Genomic DNA, 18,579 nt, shown 5'->3' with positions numbered 1-18,579 from the left:
TAGGGAGATGGCAGAAGTGGCGGAGAAAAAGAAATATCGGTTTAGTCTCAGATTAAAGCTTGTTGTGTTCATCACAGCGCTTGCTGTAATCACGTATTCAACGAGCGCTTTTTTCATTTATGTGCTGTATGACCGGATGAAAGATACCATCGGTCTTGGCATCGTGCCGTTTACGTTGATCACGTTCGCCCTCGGCATACTGTGGTCAGGCATTCTTGCTTATGTAGCAGCCGGTTTTATTACAAAACCTCTTCTTAAATTGGAAGGAATCGCCGCTAAAGCAGCTCTTGGGGATATAACGGATGAAGTGGCTGTCTCTAAATCAGACGACGAAATTCGCTCCCTCGGTACAGCTTTTGGAACGATGATGACCAATTTAAGAGGCATGGTACATAACATTGACCAGAATTTCGGGGAAACGAATCAATCGGTAACCGCCATAAAAAAGGCAACCGAACAAGCGACAGATCAAGCGCGGCTTATATCAGAGACGATCGATGAAATTTCGCAAGGCTCAGAGAACTCATCTACTGCCATTCAACAAACAGCCGAAGCGATCGAAGAAACAACCGAACTCGCAACACAAGTTCAACAAAAAGCGCAGCGTTCTCATGAGATGTCTTCACACATGATCGCAACGCTGCAAGACAGCGAGAAAGTCGTTCACTCACTCGTAACAGGCATCCAGTCCATCGCAGAAGAGCAGGAGCTTTCTTTAGAAGCGGTCGAACGCATGGAAACGAACGCCAAGAAAGTGGGAGACATCATCTCCCTTGTTGGCAACCTTGCCGAGCAAACGAACTTGCTGGCTTTAAACGCGTCCATCGAAGCAGCCCGTGCCGGTGAGCATGGAAAAGGCTTCGCTGTCGTCGCAGAAGAAGTGCGGAAGCTTGCTGACGAGAGCGGCAAAGCGGTTAAAGGCATTTCTGATCTGATTCAAAATATGCAAAAAGATGTCTCACAGGTGGTCCAAAAGATTACCGATGGGGTTCAGTTTGCTCGCCGTGAAGCGGATCGTGGCGGAGAGACCAATCAGGCGATCGCGGATATGTCGACGTCTGTTAACGAAGTTGCGTTAGCGGTCCAGGAGATTTCTGCCCTTGTAGACCAGCAGTTAACGTCACTCCAATCGACATCGATTCAATCACAAGAAGTCTCAGCCATTGCAGAAGAAACCTCAGCCGGTACGCTTCAAGCAAGCTCATCCGTACAGCATCAGACAGAATTAATCGAATCCATTGATCAGATTGCCCATGCGCTTCAGGAACAAGCGGACGGATTAAGACAACAAATCCACCGATTTCGAATTACAGATATAGAGAAGGGATGATCATCATGAAAGTTATCGTAGCATCAGATCACGGAGGCGTGAACATTCGTAAGGAAGTAACAAGCCTTTTAGAAGAAATGAACATTGAATTTGAGGACATCGGCTGTGACTGTGAAGGTTCTGTCGATTACCCAGATTACGCCATTCCTGCAGCAGAACGCGTAGCCAATGGCGAATTTGACCGCGGAATCCTGATCTGTGGTACAGGCATCGGTATGTCTATTTCTGCGAACAAAGTAAAAGGCGTGCGCTGTGCGCTCGTTCACGACCTATTCACGGCAAAAGTAACGCGTGAACACAATGACTCAAACATTCTTGCAATGGGTGAGCGTGTAATCGGACCTGGTCTTGCGCGTGAAATTGCAAAGACTTGGTTAAGTGCGGAATTTGAAGGCGGACGCCACGCAAACCGCGTTTCTAAAATCTCGGAATACGAAGCATAAAGCGAGGAAGGAGAAGGAATGCGTCTGTGTGTTTCCTTCTCCTTTTCGTCCATTATGCCTCTGATTATAAAAGGGAGGAATCCTTCCATGACTGTAAAAGAGGACATAAAGCAAATTGTCGATGAATGGATCGACAGTTCATACTTAAAAGAGGGCGACCTTTTCGTAGTGGGTTGTTCCACAAGTGAGGTCGCAGGAGAACACATCGGCACAAGCGGAAGTCAGAAGATCGCTGAGGATCTTTACGAAGAACTCGCGCGTCTTAAAGATCAATGCGGAGTCAGGCTCATTTTCCAATGCTGTGAGCACCTCAATCGAGCGCTCGTTCTAGAACGAGACGTCTTACGTGAACACCGTTTAGAAGAAGTGTCAGTCATTCCGGTCCGCAAAGCGGGAGGGTCCATGGCCACGCACGCGTATCATCAGATGAAAGACCCAGTGGTCGTTGAGGAGATTACGGCAAACGCCGGGATCGATATTGGCGATACGTTTATTGGCATGCATTTGAAGAAAGTAGCTGTACCTGTCAGGTTTAAGCAAAAGACGATCGGAGAGGCTCACGTGACAAATGCGCGATCTCGTCCGAAGCTCATTGGTGGCAACCGGGCAGTTTACACAATAGAAGAACCATCGTCCGTTACCTGTGATTAGGAAGGGCGAAACGAATTTAAAGGGGGACGTACACATGAAGCACGTACAACAAGTTGATCCAGAAATTATGGAAGCCATTCAACTCGAAAAAACGCGTCAGCAGGAGAAAATCGAACTGATTGCATCGGAGAACTTTGTATCTGAAGCCGTTATGGAAGCTCAAGGATCTGTATTAACGAACAAATACGCAGAAGGTTATCCTGGCAAACGTTACTACGGCGGGTGTGAACACGTCGATATTGCAGAGAACCTTGCTCGCGACCGCGCCAAAAAATTATTCGGAGCGGACCACGCCAACGTTCAACCTCACTCAGGTGCTCAAGCGAACATGACGGTTTATTTTGCAGTGCTTGATCCAGGTGACACAGTACTTGGTATGAACTTAAACCACGGCGGCCACTTAACACACGGCAGCCCTGTTAACTTCAGCGGGAAACTGTACAACTTTGTAGACTACGGCGTCGATCAGGAAACAGAACAAATCGATTACGAAGCCGTACTTGAGAAAGCCCGCGAAGTACAGCCGAAGCTCATCGTAGCTGGTGCAAGTGCGTACCCTCGTTCCATTGACTTTAAGAAATTCCGTGAAATCGCGGACGAAGTAGGAGCTTACCTGCTTGTGGATATGGCGCACGTAGCCGGTCTTGTGGCAACAGGCCACCATCCAAACCCGGTACCATACGCAGACTTCGTAACGACCACAACACACAAAACCCTTCGCGGTCCACGTGGTGGCATGGTCCTTTGTAAAGAAGAATATGCGAAGAAAATCGACAAAGCTTTATTCCCAGGCATGCAAGGCGGCCCACTTATGCACGTCATCGCAGCCAAAGCAGTGAGCTTCCAGGAAGCTCTTCAAGATGATTTCAAAGACTACTCAGAGAAAATCATCAACAACGCCAAGCGCCTGGGTGAATCCTTACAAAAAGAAGGCGTCCGTCTCGTATCAGGTGGAACAGACAACCACTTGCTTTTACTAGACTTACGTCCTCTGAACCTAACAGGAAAAGTAGCCGAAAAAGCCCTGGATGACATCGGAATCACAGTGAACAAAAACACGATCCCGTTCGATCCAGAAAGCCCATTCGTCACAAGCGGCATCCGCATCGGAACAGCAGCCGTCACATCCCGTGGTTTCGGAGAAGAAGAAATGGATGAGATCGCATCCATCATCGCCTTCACCCTAAACAACCACGAAGACGAAGGCAAACTAGCCGAAGCCCGCGACCGCGTCCTGGCCTTAACGTCTCGTTTTGAGTTATATGCATAAGTAGATTGAGTGTGAGCGAGCCTCTCCCCTTTGGGGAGAGGCTTTTTTGTTTTGTGTTGGTGGGGAGTGAGTGGTGTGGGCGGGGGCGGAGTGTAGAAAAACGGGGATTGAGTGTCGAAAGTGGGATCGGAGTGCAGAAAGCGTGGTCAGAATGTTTAAACCAGAAGTGGAGTGTAGATAGTGGTTCTAGAATGTATAAAGAGGGTTTGGAATGTAGAAAGAGGTTGGGGTTATGAAGAAAGGAGTTCGAGTAGTGTAGAAAGCCGGGGTGGAGTGAAGAAACTGGGGTTTGAGTGTCGAAAGTAGGATCGAAATGCAGAAAGCGTTGCCGGAGTGTTTCAACCGGATGTGGAGTGTAGATAGAGGTTCTGGAATGTCTAAAGTGGTTTTGAAATGTAGAAAGAGGTTGGGGTTATGAAGAAAGAAGTTGGAGTAGTGAAGAAAGCCGGGGTGGAGTGAAGAAACTGGGGTTTGAGTGTCGAAAGGGAGAGCGGAATGCAGAAAGTGTTGCCGGAGTGTTTAAACCGAATGCGGAGTGAAGTTAGAGGTTCTGGAATGTCTAAAGTGGTTTTGAAATGTAGAAAGAGGTTGGGGGTATGAAGAAAGAAGTTGGAGTAGTGAAGAAAGCCAGGGTGGAGTGAAGAAACCGGGGTTTGAGTGTTGAAAGGGAGAACGGAATGCAGAAAGCGTGGTCGGAGTGTTTAAACCGAATGTGGAGTGTAGATAGAGGTTCTGGAATGTCTATAGTGGTTTTGAAGTGTAGAAAGAGGTTGGGGTTATGAAGAAAGGAGTTCGAGTAATGAAGAAAGCCGGGATGGAGTGAAGAAACCGGGGTTTGAGTGTCGAAAGGGAGAGCGGAATGCAGAAAGCTTGGTCAGAGTGTTTAAACTAGATGTGGAGTGAAGATAGAGGTTCTGTAATGTCTAAAGTGGTTTTGGAGTGAAGAAAGAAGTCGGGGTTATGAAGAAAGGAGTTGGAGTAGTGAAGAAAACTGAGATAGAGTGATGAAACCAAAGTTTGAGTGTCGAAACCGTGAGCGGAATGCAGAAACCCCCGCCCCAGTGTCTAAACCAAACCCAGAATGCACAAAGTCTCAAGAGTAATAAAGAAAGAAATCCAAGCAACCAAGAAAACAAGAATGCAATAAAGAAATTTCTAGCGAAACAAAAGGTCAAAGTCTGTCCATGGTCACCTCCTCATCCTAATCTGAACCGCAACTTATCAAATGCGCTAGCAAGATTAAGTTTCCTCCACCTAAAGCCGATATAAGAAGAAGGAATAAAGGGGGAATTACGATGAGTATTTTTACAAAAAAGAGACCAACGGCCCGATTTGAAGCAGCGAGTGCGTATGCAGATATGGGAACGCCTGTAACAGTCGATGACCAGGATCTTACCGGACGTTTAAGTTATATGAGTTTAACGGATAAACAGCTTGCTACAGTGAAAGAAGTGAAACCAGCTGTGTTAGCATTGAGCGATCAACTGCTGGATAAAGTATTGGAGCACTTGTATGCTCACCCTCGACTAAATGAAATTGCAACGAATCATAGTTCTCATGACAAACTGAAGCAAGTATTTGTCGAGTATTTTGATAGTGCATTTTCCGGAAATATTGATGAAGCGTATATGAACATGCGTAAGCGAATTGGACGCACCCATGGTGGTGTGGAGCTTCCGGTTGCCTGGTTCCTTGCTACATATTCCGCTCTTAGCAACTTACTGATTCCAAAAGTGGTGGAATCTTATCAGGATCAACCCCACAAGCTCTCTGATATTTTGGTGGCGGTAACGAATATAATGAATCTGGATAGTCAGCTTGTAGTAGATCATTACCTAGCTGTGAAAGCATCACAAGCAATTGAAGCCAATGATCGGAACGAGATGCTTCGCCGGGAATTAGTGGCGATTAGTCAGGAAGTAGCAGCTTCTGTAGAACAGACAGATGCGTCCATGAACGAAACGTCTGAGAAAGCGGACCGGATTCGGAAAGACACAGAGAATACGCAAAAGAGCAGTCAGAATCTAATTTCTTTAACAGATATGAATGATCAAAAAGTAAATGAAATGCTGAACTCTTTCCAAACGGTGCTTGAACAGTTTAATAACAGCATGGCAACCATGGAAAAACTAGATGATCTGTCTCAACAAATTACATCTATCACAAACCAAATTGAAGGCATCGCGGACCAAACGAATCTACTGGCTTTAAACGCATCCATTGAAGCGGCTCGTGCCGGAGAAAGCGGAAAAGGATTCGCTGTTGTAGCAGAAGAAGTGCGAAAACTAGCAGAAAACTCCAAGCAAATGAGTAATCAAATCAATTCAATTACAAATGAAAGCAACGAAAACATTCAGACCTTGCAAGTATCCATGCAGGAAATGAACGCTTCAACGAAGCAATCCCAAACAGATATGAAACAAGTCACGAATGGACTAGCAACAGTGAAGATGGAAATGAACCAATACGTAGACATGTTCAACCGAAATAAAGAAGACCTTGACCTGATCGTCGATGCCATCCAAGATATCCATGGCACCACCGACAACCTGTCCGGCCTCGCGCAAAAACTATTAAACAAAACAGAAGAATAAACTGAACCCACACTCCAACTCCTTATGAGTTGGAGTTTTTTTCAGTATCCACACCCTTCAGTACAGTAGCGGGATGAAGGGTGTCAGACACCCGTCAGTGCGGTGGCGAAGTGAAGGGTGTCAGACACGCATCAGCGCAGTAGCGAAGTAAAGGGTGTCTGACACCCATCAATACTGTACCGTAGTAAAGCGCCTCCTATGTCTCACTCATCATTAAAAATTAGTCTGTCTAGCTTTTTCATGAAACGGGCTTTTTTGTGGTAAACTAAGTAAGAATATGTAAGGCTCTATATAATAGAAGAAAAAAATTCACAAAACCGTCACAAAAGCCAAAAGGACCTTAGAATATTTTGTGTAGAGATTGTTTCATGCATCTTGAAACACAACCCAGAATTCAGTACAATTTTAAGGATGCAAACTATTCAATTAAAGGAGAGATCGGCTCATGGGTAAGGTTTATGTATTTGATCATCCTCTTATTCAGCACAAACTAACGTACATACGGAAGACAGAAACAGGAACGAAGGAATTCCGTGAACTTGTAGATGAAGTAGCAGCTTTAATGGCGTTTGAAATCACACGTGATTTACCACTTGAAGAAGTAACGATTCAAACACCCGTTTCAGAAGCGAAATCCCAAGTGATTTCAGGTAAGAAGATTGCGATTATCCCTATTCTTCGCGCAGGACTAGGTATGGTAGATGGAATTTTAGACTTAATTCCAGCAGCGAAAGTAGGTCACGTTGGACTTTATCGTGATCCTGAAACGCTTAAGCCAGTTGAATACTATGTGAAACTTCCAAGCGACGTTCAAGAACGTGAAATGATCGTTGTGGACCCAATGCTTGCAACAGGTGGTTCTGCTATCGAAGCCATCCACTCACTTAAGAAGCGCGGCGCGAAGCAAATCCGCTTAATGTGCCTGGTTGGCGCTCCTGAAGGTGTCGAAGAAATTCAGGCAGCACACCCTGATGTAGATATCTATCTTGCGGCAATGGACGAGAAACTAAATGAAAAAGGTTATATCGTACCAGGTTTAGGAGACGCAGGAGACCGTCTGTTCGGAACGAAATAAAGTTTTGTTTGGAGTGAACGACATGAGCCAACGAATAAAAGTCATGACGATTTTTGGGACAAGACCTGAAGCCATTAAGATGGCCCCTCTCGTCTTGGAACTCCAAAAACGTTCAGACCAATTTGAACCAATTGTTACCGTGACAGCTCAACACCGTGAAATGCTGGACCAAGTAATGGGGATCTTCGGCATTACACCTGACTTTGATTTAAACATTATGAAATCCCGTCAAACCTTAGCAGAGATCACAACGCGTGCTCTTGAAGGACTTGATGGAGTCATGAAGGAAACAAAGCCAGACGTTGTGCTTGTTCACGGAGATACAACAACAACATTTGCAGCAAGTCTTGCAGCTTACTACAACCAGATCCCAGTTGGGCACGTAGAAGCGGGACTGCGCACATGGAATAAGTACTCTCCGTTCCCGGAAGAAATGAACCGTCAGCTTACAGGCGTAATGGCTGATCTTCATTTCACACCAACCAATCAGTCCAAGCAAAATTTATTGGATGAGAATAAACCTGAGGACAATATTTTTGTCACAGGAAATACGGCGATTGATGCGCTTAAGACAACAGTTAAAGACGATTATGCACACGAGATTTTAGAAAAAGGGAAAGACAAACGTCTTGTTCTCGTTACTGCACACCGTCGTGAAAACTTAGGCGACAAGATGCGTGGCATGTTCAAAGCCATCAAACGCTTAGTGGAAACACATGAAGACGTTGAAGTGGTTTACCCGGTTCACTTAAACCCTGCGGTCCAGGAAGCAGCCAACGAAATTCTTGGCAGGGACGACCGTATTCACTTAATTGAGCCACTTGATGTTATCGACTTCCACAACTTCGCGTCACGATCTCACCTGATCATGACAGATAGTGGGGGAGTTCAAGAAGAAGCGCCGTCCCTTGGGGTACCGGTTCTTGTCCTTCGTGACACAACCGAGCGCCCAGAAGGAATTAAAGCAGGTACATTAAAACTTGCCGGAACAGACGAAGAGAATATCTTCTCCATGGCAAACGAACTGCTATCGGACGACCTTTCGTACGATGCAATGGCGAAAGCCTCCAACCCATACGGAGACGGCCAAGCATCCGCCCGAATCGCAGAAGCCATGCGCTATTTCTTCAACTACCAGGAAGAAAAACCACAACCCTTCACAACCAAAGACGACTAATGATAAAAGCAAGAGGACCCCGCGTCCCTTGCTTTTTTCTTTACCCAACTAAAGCGTGCCAGACACCCGCTGACCCTCTACAGCGCTAAAGTGTGTCAGACACCCACTGACCCTCTACAGCGCTAAAGCGTGCCAGACACCCGCTGACCCTCTACAGCACTAAAGCGTGCCAGACACCCACTGATCCTCTACAGCACTAAAGCGTGCCAGACACCCACTGATCCTCTACAGCGCTAAAGCGTGTCAGACACCCACCATTTCTGCAAAGCACTAAAGTGTAGTTTCTATGTATGAAGTGGAGGGTTCTTTCAGAAGATAGAGGAAAAGGGTGGTGGTTTTGTTTGAAGAAAATCGTTGTCGTTATGGTACTCTTTAGCTTCTTATTAGGCAGTCCTGGCCAGCAGGCGATGGGGAAGCGGGAGCTACAGTCGATTATCATTGAAGTGGAAGATGATGCACATAAATGGAAGTCCTATATTGAGAAGTACCACCCTCGCGTTGAAGTGATCCATGTGTATGACACGCTTTTGCAAGGGCTAGCTCTTCGTGGATCGGTAAGGGATTTAGAACGGGTAGAAAAGTCCGACTTCGTAGAGCAGTCTTTTCCCTCGCAAACCTACCAGGTGCATATTAATGAAAGTGTTCCCTTTGTCTTAGAAAATAAGGATCCATTCAGATCCACTCCCTATACTGGTAAAGGAGTGAAGGTCGGCGTGATCGATACCGGTATTGACTACAACCATCCTGATTTGAAGAAGAATTTTAAAGGCGGGTATGATGTCGTCGACCTTGATGAGGATCCGATGGAAACGCTCGAAACCCAAGGGGAACCTACTCTTCATGGCTCCCATGTGGCAGGAATTATAGCAGCGGACGGCAAACTAAAAGGCATGGCGCCAGATGCGGAGCTATACGGATACCGCGCGCTAGGTCCTGGTGGAGTCGGCTCTTCTGTTCAGGTCATAGCTGCGATCGAGCAGGCGGTCGAAGACGGGATGGACATTATCAATCTTTCTCTAGGTAGCTCTGTAAACGGGCCCGACTGGCCAACGAGTATCGCGGTCAACCAAGCTGTAGATATGGGAGTCGCGATGGTCATCTCAAACGGAAACTCCGGGCCAGGGGAGTGGACGGTGGGATCTCCGGCAACAGCTATAAAATCTATTGCTGTCGGTGCTTCGACGCCACCGCTCCAAATTCCGTATCTTTATGATGCCCTTTCGCGAAAAGCGCTCCCTGTTATGCCCATGATGGGCTCTGAACCATGGGATCTTCGAAAAACTTACACGGTTGCTTCAGCTGGTCTCGGTAAACAAATCACTCAAAACGTCCAAGGCAAAATTGCGTTAATAGAGCGGGGAGAGGTGACGTTTACGGAGAAAGCCATGATGGCTGAAAAAGCCGGTGCAGTAGCAGCTCTTATATATAACAACGAAGATGGAGAGTTCCAGGGTGCCATTGAAGGAGACGTAACCATTCCGGTTGCAGCCTTAACAAAAGAACAGGGACAGTGGCTGAAACAACAAATAGCTGACACGAACAATTGGCTCGAAACAAAGTTTCAAGTGAATAAAGATACAATTGCAAGCTTTAGTTCAAAAGGCCCTGTGACGTGGAACTGGGACATCAAGCCTGACATCGTTGCCCCGGGCGTCGCCATTACCAGTACAGTTCCAGGAGGATATAAGGACCTTCAAGGAACGAGCATGGCAGCCCCCCATGTCGCAGGAGCGTTAGCCTTATTAAAAGAAGCCCACCCTGATTGGGGACCTGAGAAGTTAAAAGCTGCACTCCTTTCAACAGCTACCGTATTAAAGGAAGCAAACGGAGAAAATGTAGAGCCGATCGCCCAGGGAATGGGACGCATTGAACCACTCGCAGCTGCTGAGCCATCGTCCATTCTCTACAATGGTCGTTTAGCTTTTGGTCGAATACTTGATGACACAGAAACGCGGGAGACTAAGATTACTGTAGAGAATTCAAGCGACGAGCCCCAAGATTACCGCTTCACCATACCTAAGCAAGAAAGGGGCATCCGCTTTCAGCTCCCGATGAGCTTCTCGCTTCAACCAGGGGAGAAGAAGACGGTGCCGATCTCTTTATCGATTCACCAGCATAATCTGCGGAACGAAGAAACATTTATACAAGGGTGGCTTGAGTTAAAAGATGATCATAAAACCTATCAGCTTCCATACTTAGCTCTTACAAAAGAAGCCGAGTTCCCACGAGCCATGGGTCTTGAATTCTCGCTCAAACCATTCTCAGAAGAGGAGTATCAATACAAACTCTACTTACCACTTGCAGCCGATCTGCTAGAAGTCGATTTATATGATCCGGAAACGCTCCGCTACATTAGACCTCTATTTAAAAATGAAGATGTAGCTCGAGGAATGGTAGAAGGTACACTAGATAAAAAAGAGGTGGGCGAGGATGGAACCTACCTGGCTGTTGTAACAGTGAAGCAAGGTGGAGTAACACAGTCCTTCGAAACCCCGATTACCATTGGCCAGACTTTTCCTTAAATAGAAGGGTAGGGGAGGGGGCGGATTGATTATAGGGAGGACGTCGAGAAAGTGGGAAGCGACGTCCTGAAAGCCTATCTGCACGTCAAGAAAACGGGGGTTAACGGCGAGAAAACCCGTCACGACATCGAAAAAATGAGTTTCAACATCGAGAAAACAAGTCCCGACGTCTAGAAAAGTGGTTCGCACGTCTAGAAAAAGGACTTCGACATCGAGAAGGCAAGGTCTAGCGTCGAGAACGTCTGTGACCTAACATTCAGAAACTCCCATCTCAAAGCAAGAACCCCTCTAATTCGACAGGTTCCAACATAAAGACATACGTCCTAAATAAAAGAGGCTGTTCCAAAAGTTGAGCGACAACTTTTTGGAACAGCCTCTTTTAAAAATTTCACAAAAACGTCACAAAGTGAACGGGGTCGAAATGAATGCGTCCGAAAGCGTATTATAACCAAAAAATACTTTTGATTTTAAAAGGGTATTTGTGTACAATACGGGTGCACTTGTGAAATAATGAATTTGTGACAATTTGAATGTTTACTCACATATTTTTACAGCGATGACTTTTCTTCACAAACGGATTGACAATAGAAAACCCCTATTGTATGCTAATTTAAGCGGAATGATAAGGTTTTCATAAAACGACAAAATTTTTAAGATTTCTATGAAAACTTAAGTGGGAGCTGTTTTCATGGCCTCGAATGATAATCCATTTAAAGCTATGGCATTGACGAGTGGGATCTTATCCCAACTATCCGGATGCACATTAGTAGGAATTTTTTTCGGACGCTGGCTTGATAACCAGTTTACCACATCACCACTCTTTCTAATCCTAGGTCTTTTCACCGGACTAGCCGCAGGTACATATGGCACGATCTATTTAGTGCGAAAATACACGGGAGAAGATTAAACATGCCACAACAATTCCAACAGATGATTACCCGCCAAAGAAAATGGATGTTATACCTTCTCGCATTGATTGTACTCGGTGCTGGGTTTACAGATTACCAAGTCATTTTTATGAGTTTGCTCCTGGGAGCTGCTATTAGTTTTTTTAACCTCTGGCTAATGCAGCGCAAGATTAAACAAATGGGACAAGCTGCTTCAGAGAACAGAACCAGCAGAACATTAGGAACCTTTTCAAGGTTTGCTGCTGCGGGTTTAGCCATTCTTATTGCACTTCAATATTCACAACATTTCCACTTAATTGCAGTCGTTATTGGATTAATGACAACGTACGTTGTTATTATGATAGAATTTTTAATCTCTAGATTTAGAGATAAATAAGATTAGCCCAAGGAAGAGAGGTGAAGAATTTGGATCACAAACAACCTATGGTTACGGATGTACTTGACATATCCTGGCTGGATTTCAACATGTCCAACGTGCTAATGATTATCGTCAGTGCTGTTATCGTTTTCATTTTGGCTGTATCAGCAACAGCTAATTTAAAACGAAAGCCAACGGGGATGCAGAACTTTATGGAATGGGTTATTGATTTCGTAAAGGGGATCATTGGCAGCAACATGGATTGGAAGACAGGGAAGCAATTCCTGCCACTAGGATTAACATTACTCTTGTTCATCTTTGTTTCAAACATGCTTGGGGTTATAACAATGATTAGTGTGGATCACACAATCTATTGGAAATCACCAACTGCAGATCCAGCATTAGCACTAACACTTGCAACAATGGTCGTTGTGCTAACGCATTACTATGGGGTCAAGATTAAAGGAGTGAAAGAGTACGGGAAGGAATTTTTCCGTCCGCTGCCTTTCTTATTCCCACTTAAGATTATTGAGGAGTTTGCGAACACCTTAACACTTGGACTCCGACTATTTGGTAACATCTACGCCGGTGAGATTCTTTTAGGACTACTGGCTGGCCTTATGACCTCTGGTATCGGAGGATTCTTTGGCGGTATTATCCCGATGATTGCCTGGCAAGGTTTCAGTGTATTCGTCGGTGCGATTCAGGCGTTTATCTTTGTTATGTTAACAATGGTCTATATGTCTCACAAAGTGAGTCACGATCATTAATTTATAAAATTTAAGTAATGCATTATCTAATATTTTAGAGGAGGAATTTTTAATGAGTATGGGAGCATTAGCAGCTGCAATTGCAGTAGGTCTAGCGGCACTTGGTGCTGGTATCGGTAACGGTTTAATCGTAAGTCGTACAGTAGAGGGGATTGCTCGTCAACCAGAACTACGTAGTGCCCTTCAAACAACAATGTTCATCGGTGTTGCACTAGTTGAGGCGATTCCAATCATCGCTGTTGTTATCGCATTTATCGTAATGGGAAGCTAATAGATTTTGATTTAAAATGGCGGAGTACGACCAGTATTGTCTTCGCCATTCCTTATACCTTAAATGAAAAGAATTGAATACAAGATACATAGAAAAACTCCGACTTTACCCCCGTATTAGGGCGTGAAAAGCAGAGTTTTTCTAATGTCATGCCTGTTACAGATAAGTGTGAAAGGAGTGAATGGTGTGCAGTCATTAACTGGATTTTTAATTCTGGGCGCTGAGACAGGCCAAGAAGCTCACGGTGTTGCGTGGGGAGACATGGCCACCCTTCTATTCACGTTCATCATCTTATTAATTCTCCTACGCATTTTTGCATGGGGACCACTGATGAATGTTATGAAGGAACGCCAAGATCACATTTCCAACGAAATTGATACGGCTGAGAAGAACCGCCAAGATGCTGAGCGCATGTCGACTGAAGCTCAAGAAGAGTTGAAGAAGACGCGCCAAGAAGCACATCAAATTATCGAAGACGCTAAAAAAGCTGCTAAAGAGCAGGAACAAGATATTATTGTAGCTGCCCGCACTGAGGGTGAGCGCATTAAAGAATCAGCTCGTCAAGAGATCGAGACTGAAAAAGAAAAAGCGATTCAAGCCCTTCAAGATCAAGTGGCTTCCTTGTCCGTACGTATTGCGAGTAAGGTAATTGAGAAAGAATTATCTGAGCAAGATCAAGAGAAACTGATCAATGAGTACATTAAAGAAGTAGGAGAAGAGCGATGAGTAACGAAGTAGTGGCAAAACGCTATGCAACGGCTCTTTTTCAACTCGGACAGGAAAAATCGAAACTCGAAACATTTGAAGAAGAACTTCGCACCATTGGGGAAGTTTTTCGTAAAGATAAACAACTAAACTCTTTTCTAAAGCATCCACGCATTCGAAAAGATAAGAAGAAACAGCTACTGCGCGATGTATTTCAAGGATACTCAGAAGAAGTGACGCACACGTTAGACATGTCTATCGATCGTCATCGTGAGGATATGATTCCAGCAATGGTTGATGCGTTTATTGAGCGAACCAACGAAGCGCGCGGGATTGCAGAAGCGGAAGTCTATTCAGTTCGTGCGTTAGGCCCAGATGAAGAGAAGATGGTTCAAGACGTGTTCTCGAAAAAGCTTAACAAACAAACTCTACGCATTCACAACGTGATTGATCCTTCCTTGCTTGGCGGCATTAAGCTACGCATCGGAAATCGCATCTATGACGGCAGTGTGAGTGGCAAATTAGAGCGAATCGAGCGGAAATTAGTTTCTGCAAACAAATGATGATAGGGGTGAAATTGCATGAGCATCAAAGCTGAAGAGATCAGTGCGCTGATTAAGCAGCAAATTGAAAATTATGATTCTGAAATTGAAGTCAACGATGTAGGTACAGTCATCCAGGTTGGTGACGGTATTGCTCGTGCCCATGGCCTTGATAACGTCATGTCTGGTGAGCTCGTTGAATTCGCAAACGGCGTTATGGGTATGGCCCAGAACCTTGAGGAGAACAACGTCGGTATCGTTATCCTTGGTGAATTTACTGAGATCCGTGAAGGCGACGAAGTTCGTCGTACAGGACGCATCATGCAGGTACCAGTAGGGGAGGAACTACTAGGACGTGTTGTTAACCCACTTGGACAACCTGTAGACGGAAAAGGACCAGTTGAAACGAGTAAGACTCGTCCAATTGAATCACCTGCACCAGGTGTTATGGACCGTAAATCCGTTGATGAACCACTTCAAACGGGTATCAAAGCGATTGACGCTCTTGTACCAATCGGTCGTGGTCAGCGTGAGTTAATTATCGGAGACCGTCAAACAGGTAAAACAACCGTTGCGGTTGACTCGATCATTAACCAGAAAGACCAGGATATGATCTGTATTTATGTAGCGATTGGCCAGAAGGAATCAACCGTACGTGGTACAGTTGAAACGCTTCGTAAGCACGGTGCGCTAGATTACACAATTGTTGTAACAGCAAGTGCTTCTCAGCCAGCTCCGCTTCTTTACCTTGCTCCATATGCGGGAGTATCAATGGGTGAAGAATTCATGTACAACGGTAAAAACGTACTTGTTGTGTATGATGACCTTTCTAAACAAGCGGCTGCATACCGTGAACTTTCCTTGCTACTTCGTCGTCCTCCAGGCCGTGAAGCTTTCCCTGGTGACGTATTCTACCTTCACTCTCGCTTACTTGAGCGTGCAGCGAAGCTTAGTGATGCAAAAGGTGGCGGTTCACTAACAGCCCTTCCATTTATCGAAACACAAGCGGGCGATATCTCAGCTTATATCCCTACAAACGTAATTTCCATCACAGATGGACAGATCTTCTTACAATCTGATTTGTTCTTCTCAGGTGTACGCCCAGCCATTAACGCTGGTCAGTCCGTATCCCGTGTTGGTGGTTCTGCCCAAATCAAAGCGATGAAGAAAGTTGCAGGTACCCTTCGTCTGGATCTTGCATCCTTCCGTGAGCTTGAAGCATTCGCTCAGTTCGGTTCTGACCTTGATAAAGCAACACAAGCGAAACTGAACCGTGGTGAACGTACGGTAGAAGTACTGAAGCAGGGTCTTCACAAACCACTTGTAGTAGAGAAACAGGTTGCGATCATTTACGCTCTTGTTAATGGATATCTTGATGATATTCCTGTCAACAACATCCAGCGCTTTGAAGACGAACTTCAAACATGGATCGAAAAGAACAAACCAGAGATTTATGAGCACATCCGCTCAACAGGTGGACTTCCTGAAAAAGCAGACTTTAACAGTGCGGTCGAAGGTTTCAAGAAGACATTCGTCGTATCTGAATAATAAACTAAACGGTCTTCAAAGTAGCCTAATTGGCTCCTTTGGAGATCAGATAAGCAACCTTTGAAGAAAGGGTGGTGAAACAGCGTGGCATCCCTTAGAGATATAAAGAATCGGATCAGTTCTACGAAGAAAACGAAACAGATCACTAAAGCAATGGAGATGGTTTCAGCTTCGAAATTGAATCGTGCTGAGCAAAATGCTAGAGCGTTTAATCCTTACATGGATAAGATTCAAGAAGTTGTAGCTTCGATTGCAAACGGTGGTGGTGATGTGAGTCACCCGATGTTAAACACTCGTCCTGTTAAGAAGACAGGTTACCTTGTGATTACATCAGACCGTGGTCTAGCAGGAGCTTACAATAGTAGTGTGCTTCGTAAGGTGTATCAGAAGATCCAAAATACACATAGCTCAAAGGATGAATATACAGTAATCCCAATGGGACGTGTCGGCCGTGATTTCTTCACAAAACGTGATATGCCAATTGAGCGTGAAATTACAGGAGTGGCAGACCAGCCCGCATTTGCTGACATTAAAGATGTAGCAAGCGAAGCAGTCGAGCTTTATGCTGACGGCGTCATTGATGAACTGTATATTTACTACAACCATTATGTAAGTGCAATTACGCAGGAAGTAACAGAAACGAAATTGCTTCCATTAACAGATATCTCAACAGAAGGTAAGAAGCTAAGCTCATATGAATATGAGCCAGACCAGGATCAAATCTTGAAGTCACTTCTTCCTCAATACGCTGAAAGTTTAATCTTCGGAGCCTTATTAGACGGGAAAGCCAGTGAACATGCTGCTCGTATGACAGCCATGAAAGCTGCGACAGATAATGCGGACGATCTTATCGGAGATCTTACGCTATCGTATAACCGTGCACGTCAGGCATCCATCACCCAGGAAATCACCGAGATTGTCGGTGGAGCTGCAGCCTTAGAGTAGGCGAGCCCTGGATGAACGTGAAAGTAAGTTAGGAGGGAAAACATGAGTAAAGGACGCATTACACAGGTAATGGGACCCGTAGTAGACGTTCAGTTCGAAGAAGGCCACTTGCCTGAGATCTACAACGCCTTAACGGTCCATTACGATGCAAAAGATGAATCCGAAAGTAACGTAGACCTTACGTTAGAAGTAGCACTTCACCTTGGAGATAATGCGGTTCGTACAGTAGCGATGGCTTCAACAGAAGGTCTGACTCGTGGACTACCAGTCGTTGATACAGGTGCGCCAATCTCCGTTCCAGTAGGTGACGTTACACTAGGACGTGTCTTTAACGTATTAGGTGAAAAAATTGATTTAGACGAACCTCTTCAAGAAGGTCTTCGTCGTGACCCAATTCACCGTGAAGCACCAACATTTGAACAACTATCTACAGAAACTGAAATTCTTGAAACAGGAATTAAAGTTGTAGACTTACTAGCTCCTTACATCAAGGGTGGTAAGATCGGTCTGTTCGGTGGTGCCGGTGTAGGTAAAACGGTATTAATTCAGGAGTTAATCAACAACATCGCCCAAGAGCACGGTGGTATTTCCGTATTCGCCGGTGTTGGAGAGCGTACTCGTGAAGGAAATGACCTTTACTACGAAATGACAGATTCAGGAGTTATCAAGAAGACAGCCATGGTATTCGGTCAGATGAACGAACCACCTGGTGCACGTATGCGTGTTGCGCTTTCTGGTCTTACAATGGCGGAGTACTTCCGTGATGAGCAAGGTCAGGACGTATTATTCTTCATCGATAACATCTTCCGCTTCACACAAGGTGGTCTTGAGGTATCCGCCCTACTTGGTCGTATGCCATCAGCCGTAGGTTACCAGCCAACTCTTGCAACAGAGATGGGTCAGCTTCAGGAGCGTATCACATCAACTGAAAAAGGTTCCGTAACCTCTATTCAGGCGATCTACGTACCTGCCGATGACTACACGGACCCGGCGCCAGCGACAACGTTCGCCCACTTAGATGCAACAACAAACCTTGAGCGTAAACTTTCAGAGCAAGGTATCTACCCAGCCGTAGACCCACTTGCTTCCACATCTCGTGCCCTTGACCCAGCTGTTGTTGGAGAAGAGCATTATGAAGTTGCCCGCCAAGTTCAAAGTACATTGCAGCGTTACAAAGAGCTTCAGGATATTATCGCAATCCTTGGTATGGACGAATTATCTGACGAAGATAAGCAGACTGTATCTCGTGCGCGTCGTATCCAGTTCTTCTTATCTCAAAACTTCCACGTTGCTGAGCAGTTCACAGGTCAGAAAGGTTCTTACGTGCCAGTTGCCGAAACTGTTAAAGGATTTAAAGAAATCCTAGACGGTAAGTACGATGACCTTCCAGAGGACGCATTCCGCCTAGTTGGACGCATTGACGATGTAATTGAAAAAGCGAAATCAATGGAACAATAATATTAAAGCGGC

At 45.3% G+C, this 18,579-nt stretch carries 17 protein-coding genes; all 17 read left to right on the top strand.

What is annotated here, in order from left to right; all coding sequences use genetic code 11:
• Positions 1-7 precede the first annotated feature (7 nt).
• The 17 genes from QNI29_RS19485 (at position 8) to atpD (ending at position 18,567) form a co-directional block, all read left to right on the top strand.
• A complete protein-coding gene (locus QNI29_RS19485) occupies positions 8-1,330 on the top strand; it encodes a methyl-accepting chemotaxis protein (protein ID WP_231417734.1) in 1,323 nt (440 codons plus the stop codon).
• Positions 1,331-1,335: 5 nt separating this feature from the next.
• Positions 1,336-1,773, top strand: coding sequence for a ribose 5-phosphate isomerase B (gene rpiB, locus QNI29_RS19480; protein WP_231417735.1), 438 nt, complete (start codon positions 1,336-1,338; stop codon positions 1,771-1,773).
• Between the two features lie 87 nt (positions 1,774-1,860).
• Entirely contained in the window at positions 1,861-2,424 is a 564-nt protein-coding gene (locus QNI29_RS19475; protein ID WP_231417736.1) for a TIGR01440 family protein, read from the top strand.
• A gap of 34 nt (positions 2,425-2,458) precedes the next feature.
• Positions 2,459-3,694 carry a serine hydroxymethyltransferase gene (gene glyA / locus QNI29_RS19470; RefSeq protein WP_231417737.1) on the top strand — a complete coding sequence of 412 codons (1,236 nt, stop codon included), beginning with the start codon at positions 2,459-2,461 and terminating at the stop codon, positions 3,692-3,694.
• 1,295 nt (positions 3,695-4,989) lie between these two features.
• Positions 4,990-6,288, top strand: a complete 1,299-nt coding sequence (locus QNI29_RS19465) for a globin-coupled sensor protein (protein ID WP_231417738.1) — start codon at positions 4,990-4,992, stop codon at positions 6,286-6,288.
• 445 nt (positions 6,289-6,733) lie between these two features.
• A complete protein-coding gene (upp, locus tag QNI29_RS19460; protein ID WP_231417739.1) occupies positions 6,734-7,363 on the top strand; it encodes a uracil phosphoribosyltransferase in 630 nt (209 codons plus the stop codon).
• A gap of 22 nt (positions 7,364-7,385) precedes the next feature.
• A complete protein-coding gene (gene wecB, locus QNI29_RS19455; protein WP_231417740.1) occupies positions 7,386-8,540 on the top strand; it encodes a non-hydrolyzing UDP-N-acetylglucosamine 2-epimerase in 1,155 nt (384 codons plus the stop codon).
• A 341-nt stretch (positions 8,541-8,881) separates the two neighbouring features.
• A complete protein-coding gene (locus tag QNI29_RS19450) occupies positions 8,882-11,062 on the top strand; it encodes a S8 family serine peptidase (RefSeq protein ID WP_284526597.1) in 2,181 nt (726 codons plus the stop codon).
• 688 nt (positions 11,063-11,750) lie between these two features.
• Positions 11,751-11,969, top strand: coding sequence for an AtpZ/AtpI family protein (locus QNI29_RS19445; RefSeq protein WP_036779991.1), 219 nt, complete (start codon positions 11,751-11,753; stop codon positions 11,967-11,969).
• A gap of 2 nt (positions 11,970-11,971) precedes the next feature.
• Positions 11,972-12,346, top strand: a complete 375-nt coding sequence (locus QNI29_RS19440) for an ATP synthase subunit I (protein WP_231417741.1) — start codon at positions 11,972-11,974, stop codon at positions 12,344-12,346.
• Between the two features lie 29 nt (positions 12,347-12,375).
• The gene (gene atpB / locus QNI29_RS19435; RefSeq protein WP_231417742.1) at positions 12,376-13,098 is read left to right on the top strand and encodes a F0F1 ATP synthase subunit A; all 723 of its coding nucleotides are present in this window, start codon (positions 12,376-12,378) and stop codon (positions 13,096-13,098) included.
• Between the two features lie 58 nt (positions 13,099-13,156).
• Positions 13,157-13,369, top strand: a complete 213-nt coding sequence (gene atpE / locus QNI29_RS19430) for a F0F1 ATP synthase subunit C (RefSeq protein WP_284526997.1) — start codon at positions 13,157-13,159, stop codon at positions 13,367-13,369.
• A 186-nt stretch (positions 13,370-13,555) separates the two neighbouring features.
• Complete coding sequence (locus QNI29_RS19425) at positions 13,556-14,095, top strand: F0F1 ATP synthase subunit B (protein WP_231417744.1); 540 nt, start codon at positions 13,556-13,558, stop codon at positions 14,093-14,095.
• Entirely contained in the window at positions 14,092-14,637 is a 546-nt protein-coding gene (locus QNI29_RS19420; RefSeq protein WP_231417745.1) for a F0F1 ATP synthase subunit delta, read from the top strand. Before QNI29_RS19425 ends, QNI29_RS19420 begins: the two co-directional genes overlap by 4 nt.
• Before the next feature lie 18 nt (positions 14,638-14,655).
• The gene (atpA, locus tag QNI29_RS19415) at positions 14,656-16,164 is read left to right on the top strand and encodes a F0F1 ATP synthase subunit alpha (RefSeq protein WP_231417746.1); all 1,509 of its coding nucleotides are present in this window, start codon (positions 14,656-14,658) and stop codon (positions 16,162-16,164) included.
• Positions 16,165-16,248: 84 nt separating this feature from the next.
• Positions 16,249-17,109: a F0F1 ATP synthase subunit gamma gene (locus QNI29_RS19410; protein ID WP_231417747.1), complete on the top strand. Its 861-nt coding sequence runs from the start codon at positions 16,249-16,251 to the stop codon at positions 17,107-17,109.
• A gap of 42 nt (positions 17,110-17,151) precedes the next feature.
• A complete protein-coding gene (gene atpD, locus QNI29_RS19405) occupies positions 17,152-18,567 on the top strand; it encodes a F0F1 ATP synthase subunit beta (RefSeq protein WP_231417748.1) in 1,416 nt (471 codons plus the stop codon).
• Positions 18,568-18,579: the final 12 nt, after the last annotated feature.

The organism is Pontibacillus chungwhensis (assembly GCF_030166655.1).
Taxonomy (GTDB): Bacteria; Bacillota; Bacilli; order Bacillales; family BH030062; genus Pontibacillus.
The sequence above is the reverse complement of the archived record's forward strand: the minus strand, read 5'-3'. Positions and strand labels throughout refer to the sequence as shown.

Bases quoted from the DNA above. Each gene is read 5' to 3' on its own strand.
- QNI29_RS19440 (WP_231417741.1), top strand. From the start codon at position 11,972: ATGCCACAACAATTCCAACAGATGATTACCCGCCAAAGAAAATGGATG.
- atpA (WP_231417746.1), top strand. From the start codon at position 14,656: ATGAGCATCAAAGCTGAAGAGATCAGTGCGCTGATTAAGCAGCAAATT.
- QNI29_RS19475 (WP_231417736.1), top strand. From the start codon at position 1,861: ATGACTGTAAAAGAGGACATAAAGCAAATTGTCGATGAATGGATCGAC.
- wecB (WP_231417740.1), top strand. From the start codon at position 7,386: ATGAGCCAACGAATAAAAGTCATGACGATTTTTGGGACAAGACCTGAA.
- atpD (WP_231417748.1), top strand. From the start codon at position 17,152: ATGAGTAAAGGACGCATTACACAGGTAATGGGACCCGTAGTAGACGTT.
- rpiB (WP_231417735.1), top strand. From the start codon at position 1,336: ATGAAAGTTATCGTAGCATCAGATCACGGAGGCGTGAACATTCGTAAG.
- QNI29_RS19465 (WP_231417738.1), top strand. From the start codon at position 4,990: ATGAGTATTTTTACAAAAAAGAGACCAACGGCCCGATTTGAAGCAGCG.
- QNI29_RS19485 (WP_231417734.1), top strand. From the start codon at position 8: ATGGCAGAAGTGGCGGAGAAAAAGAAATATCGGTTTAGTCTCAGATTA.
- QNI29_RS19420 (WP_231417745.1), top strand. From the start codon at position 14,092: ATGAGTAACGAAGTAGTGGCAAAACGCTATGCAACGGCTCTTTTTCAA.
- glyA (WP_231417737.1), top strand. From the start codon at position 2,459: ATGAAGCACGTACAACAAGTTGATCCAGAAATTATGGAAGCCATTCAA.
- upp (WP_231417739.1), top strand. From the start codon at position 6,734: ATGGGTAAGGTTTATGTATTTGATCATCCTCTTATTCAGCACAAACTA.
- QNI29_RS19445 (WP_036779991.1), top strand. From the start codon at position 11,751: ATGGCCTCGAATGATAATCCATTTAAAGCTATGGCATTGACGAGTGGG.
- atpE (WP_284526997.1), top strand. From the start codon at position 13,157: ATGGGAGCATTAGCAGCTGCAATTGCAGTAGGTCTAGCGGCACTTGGT.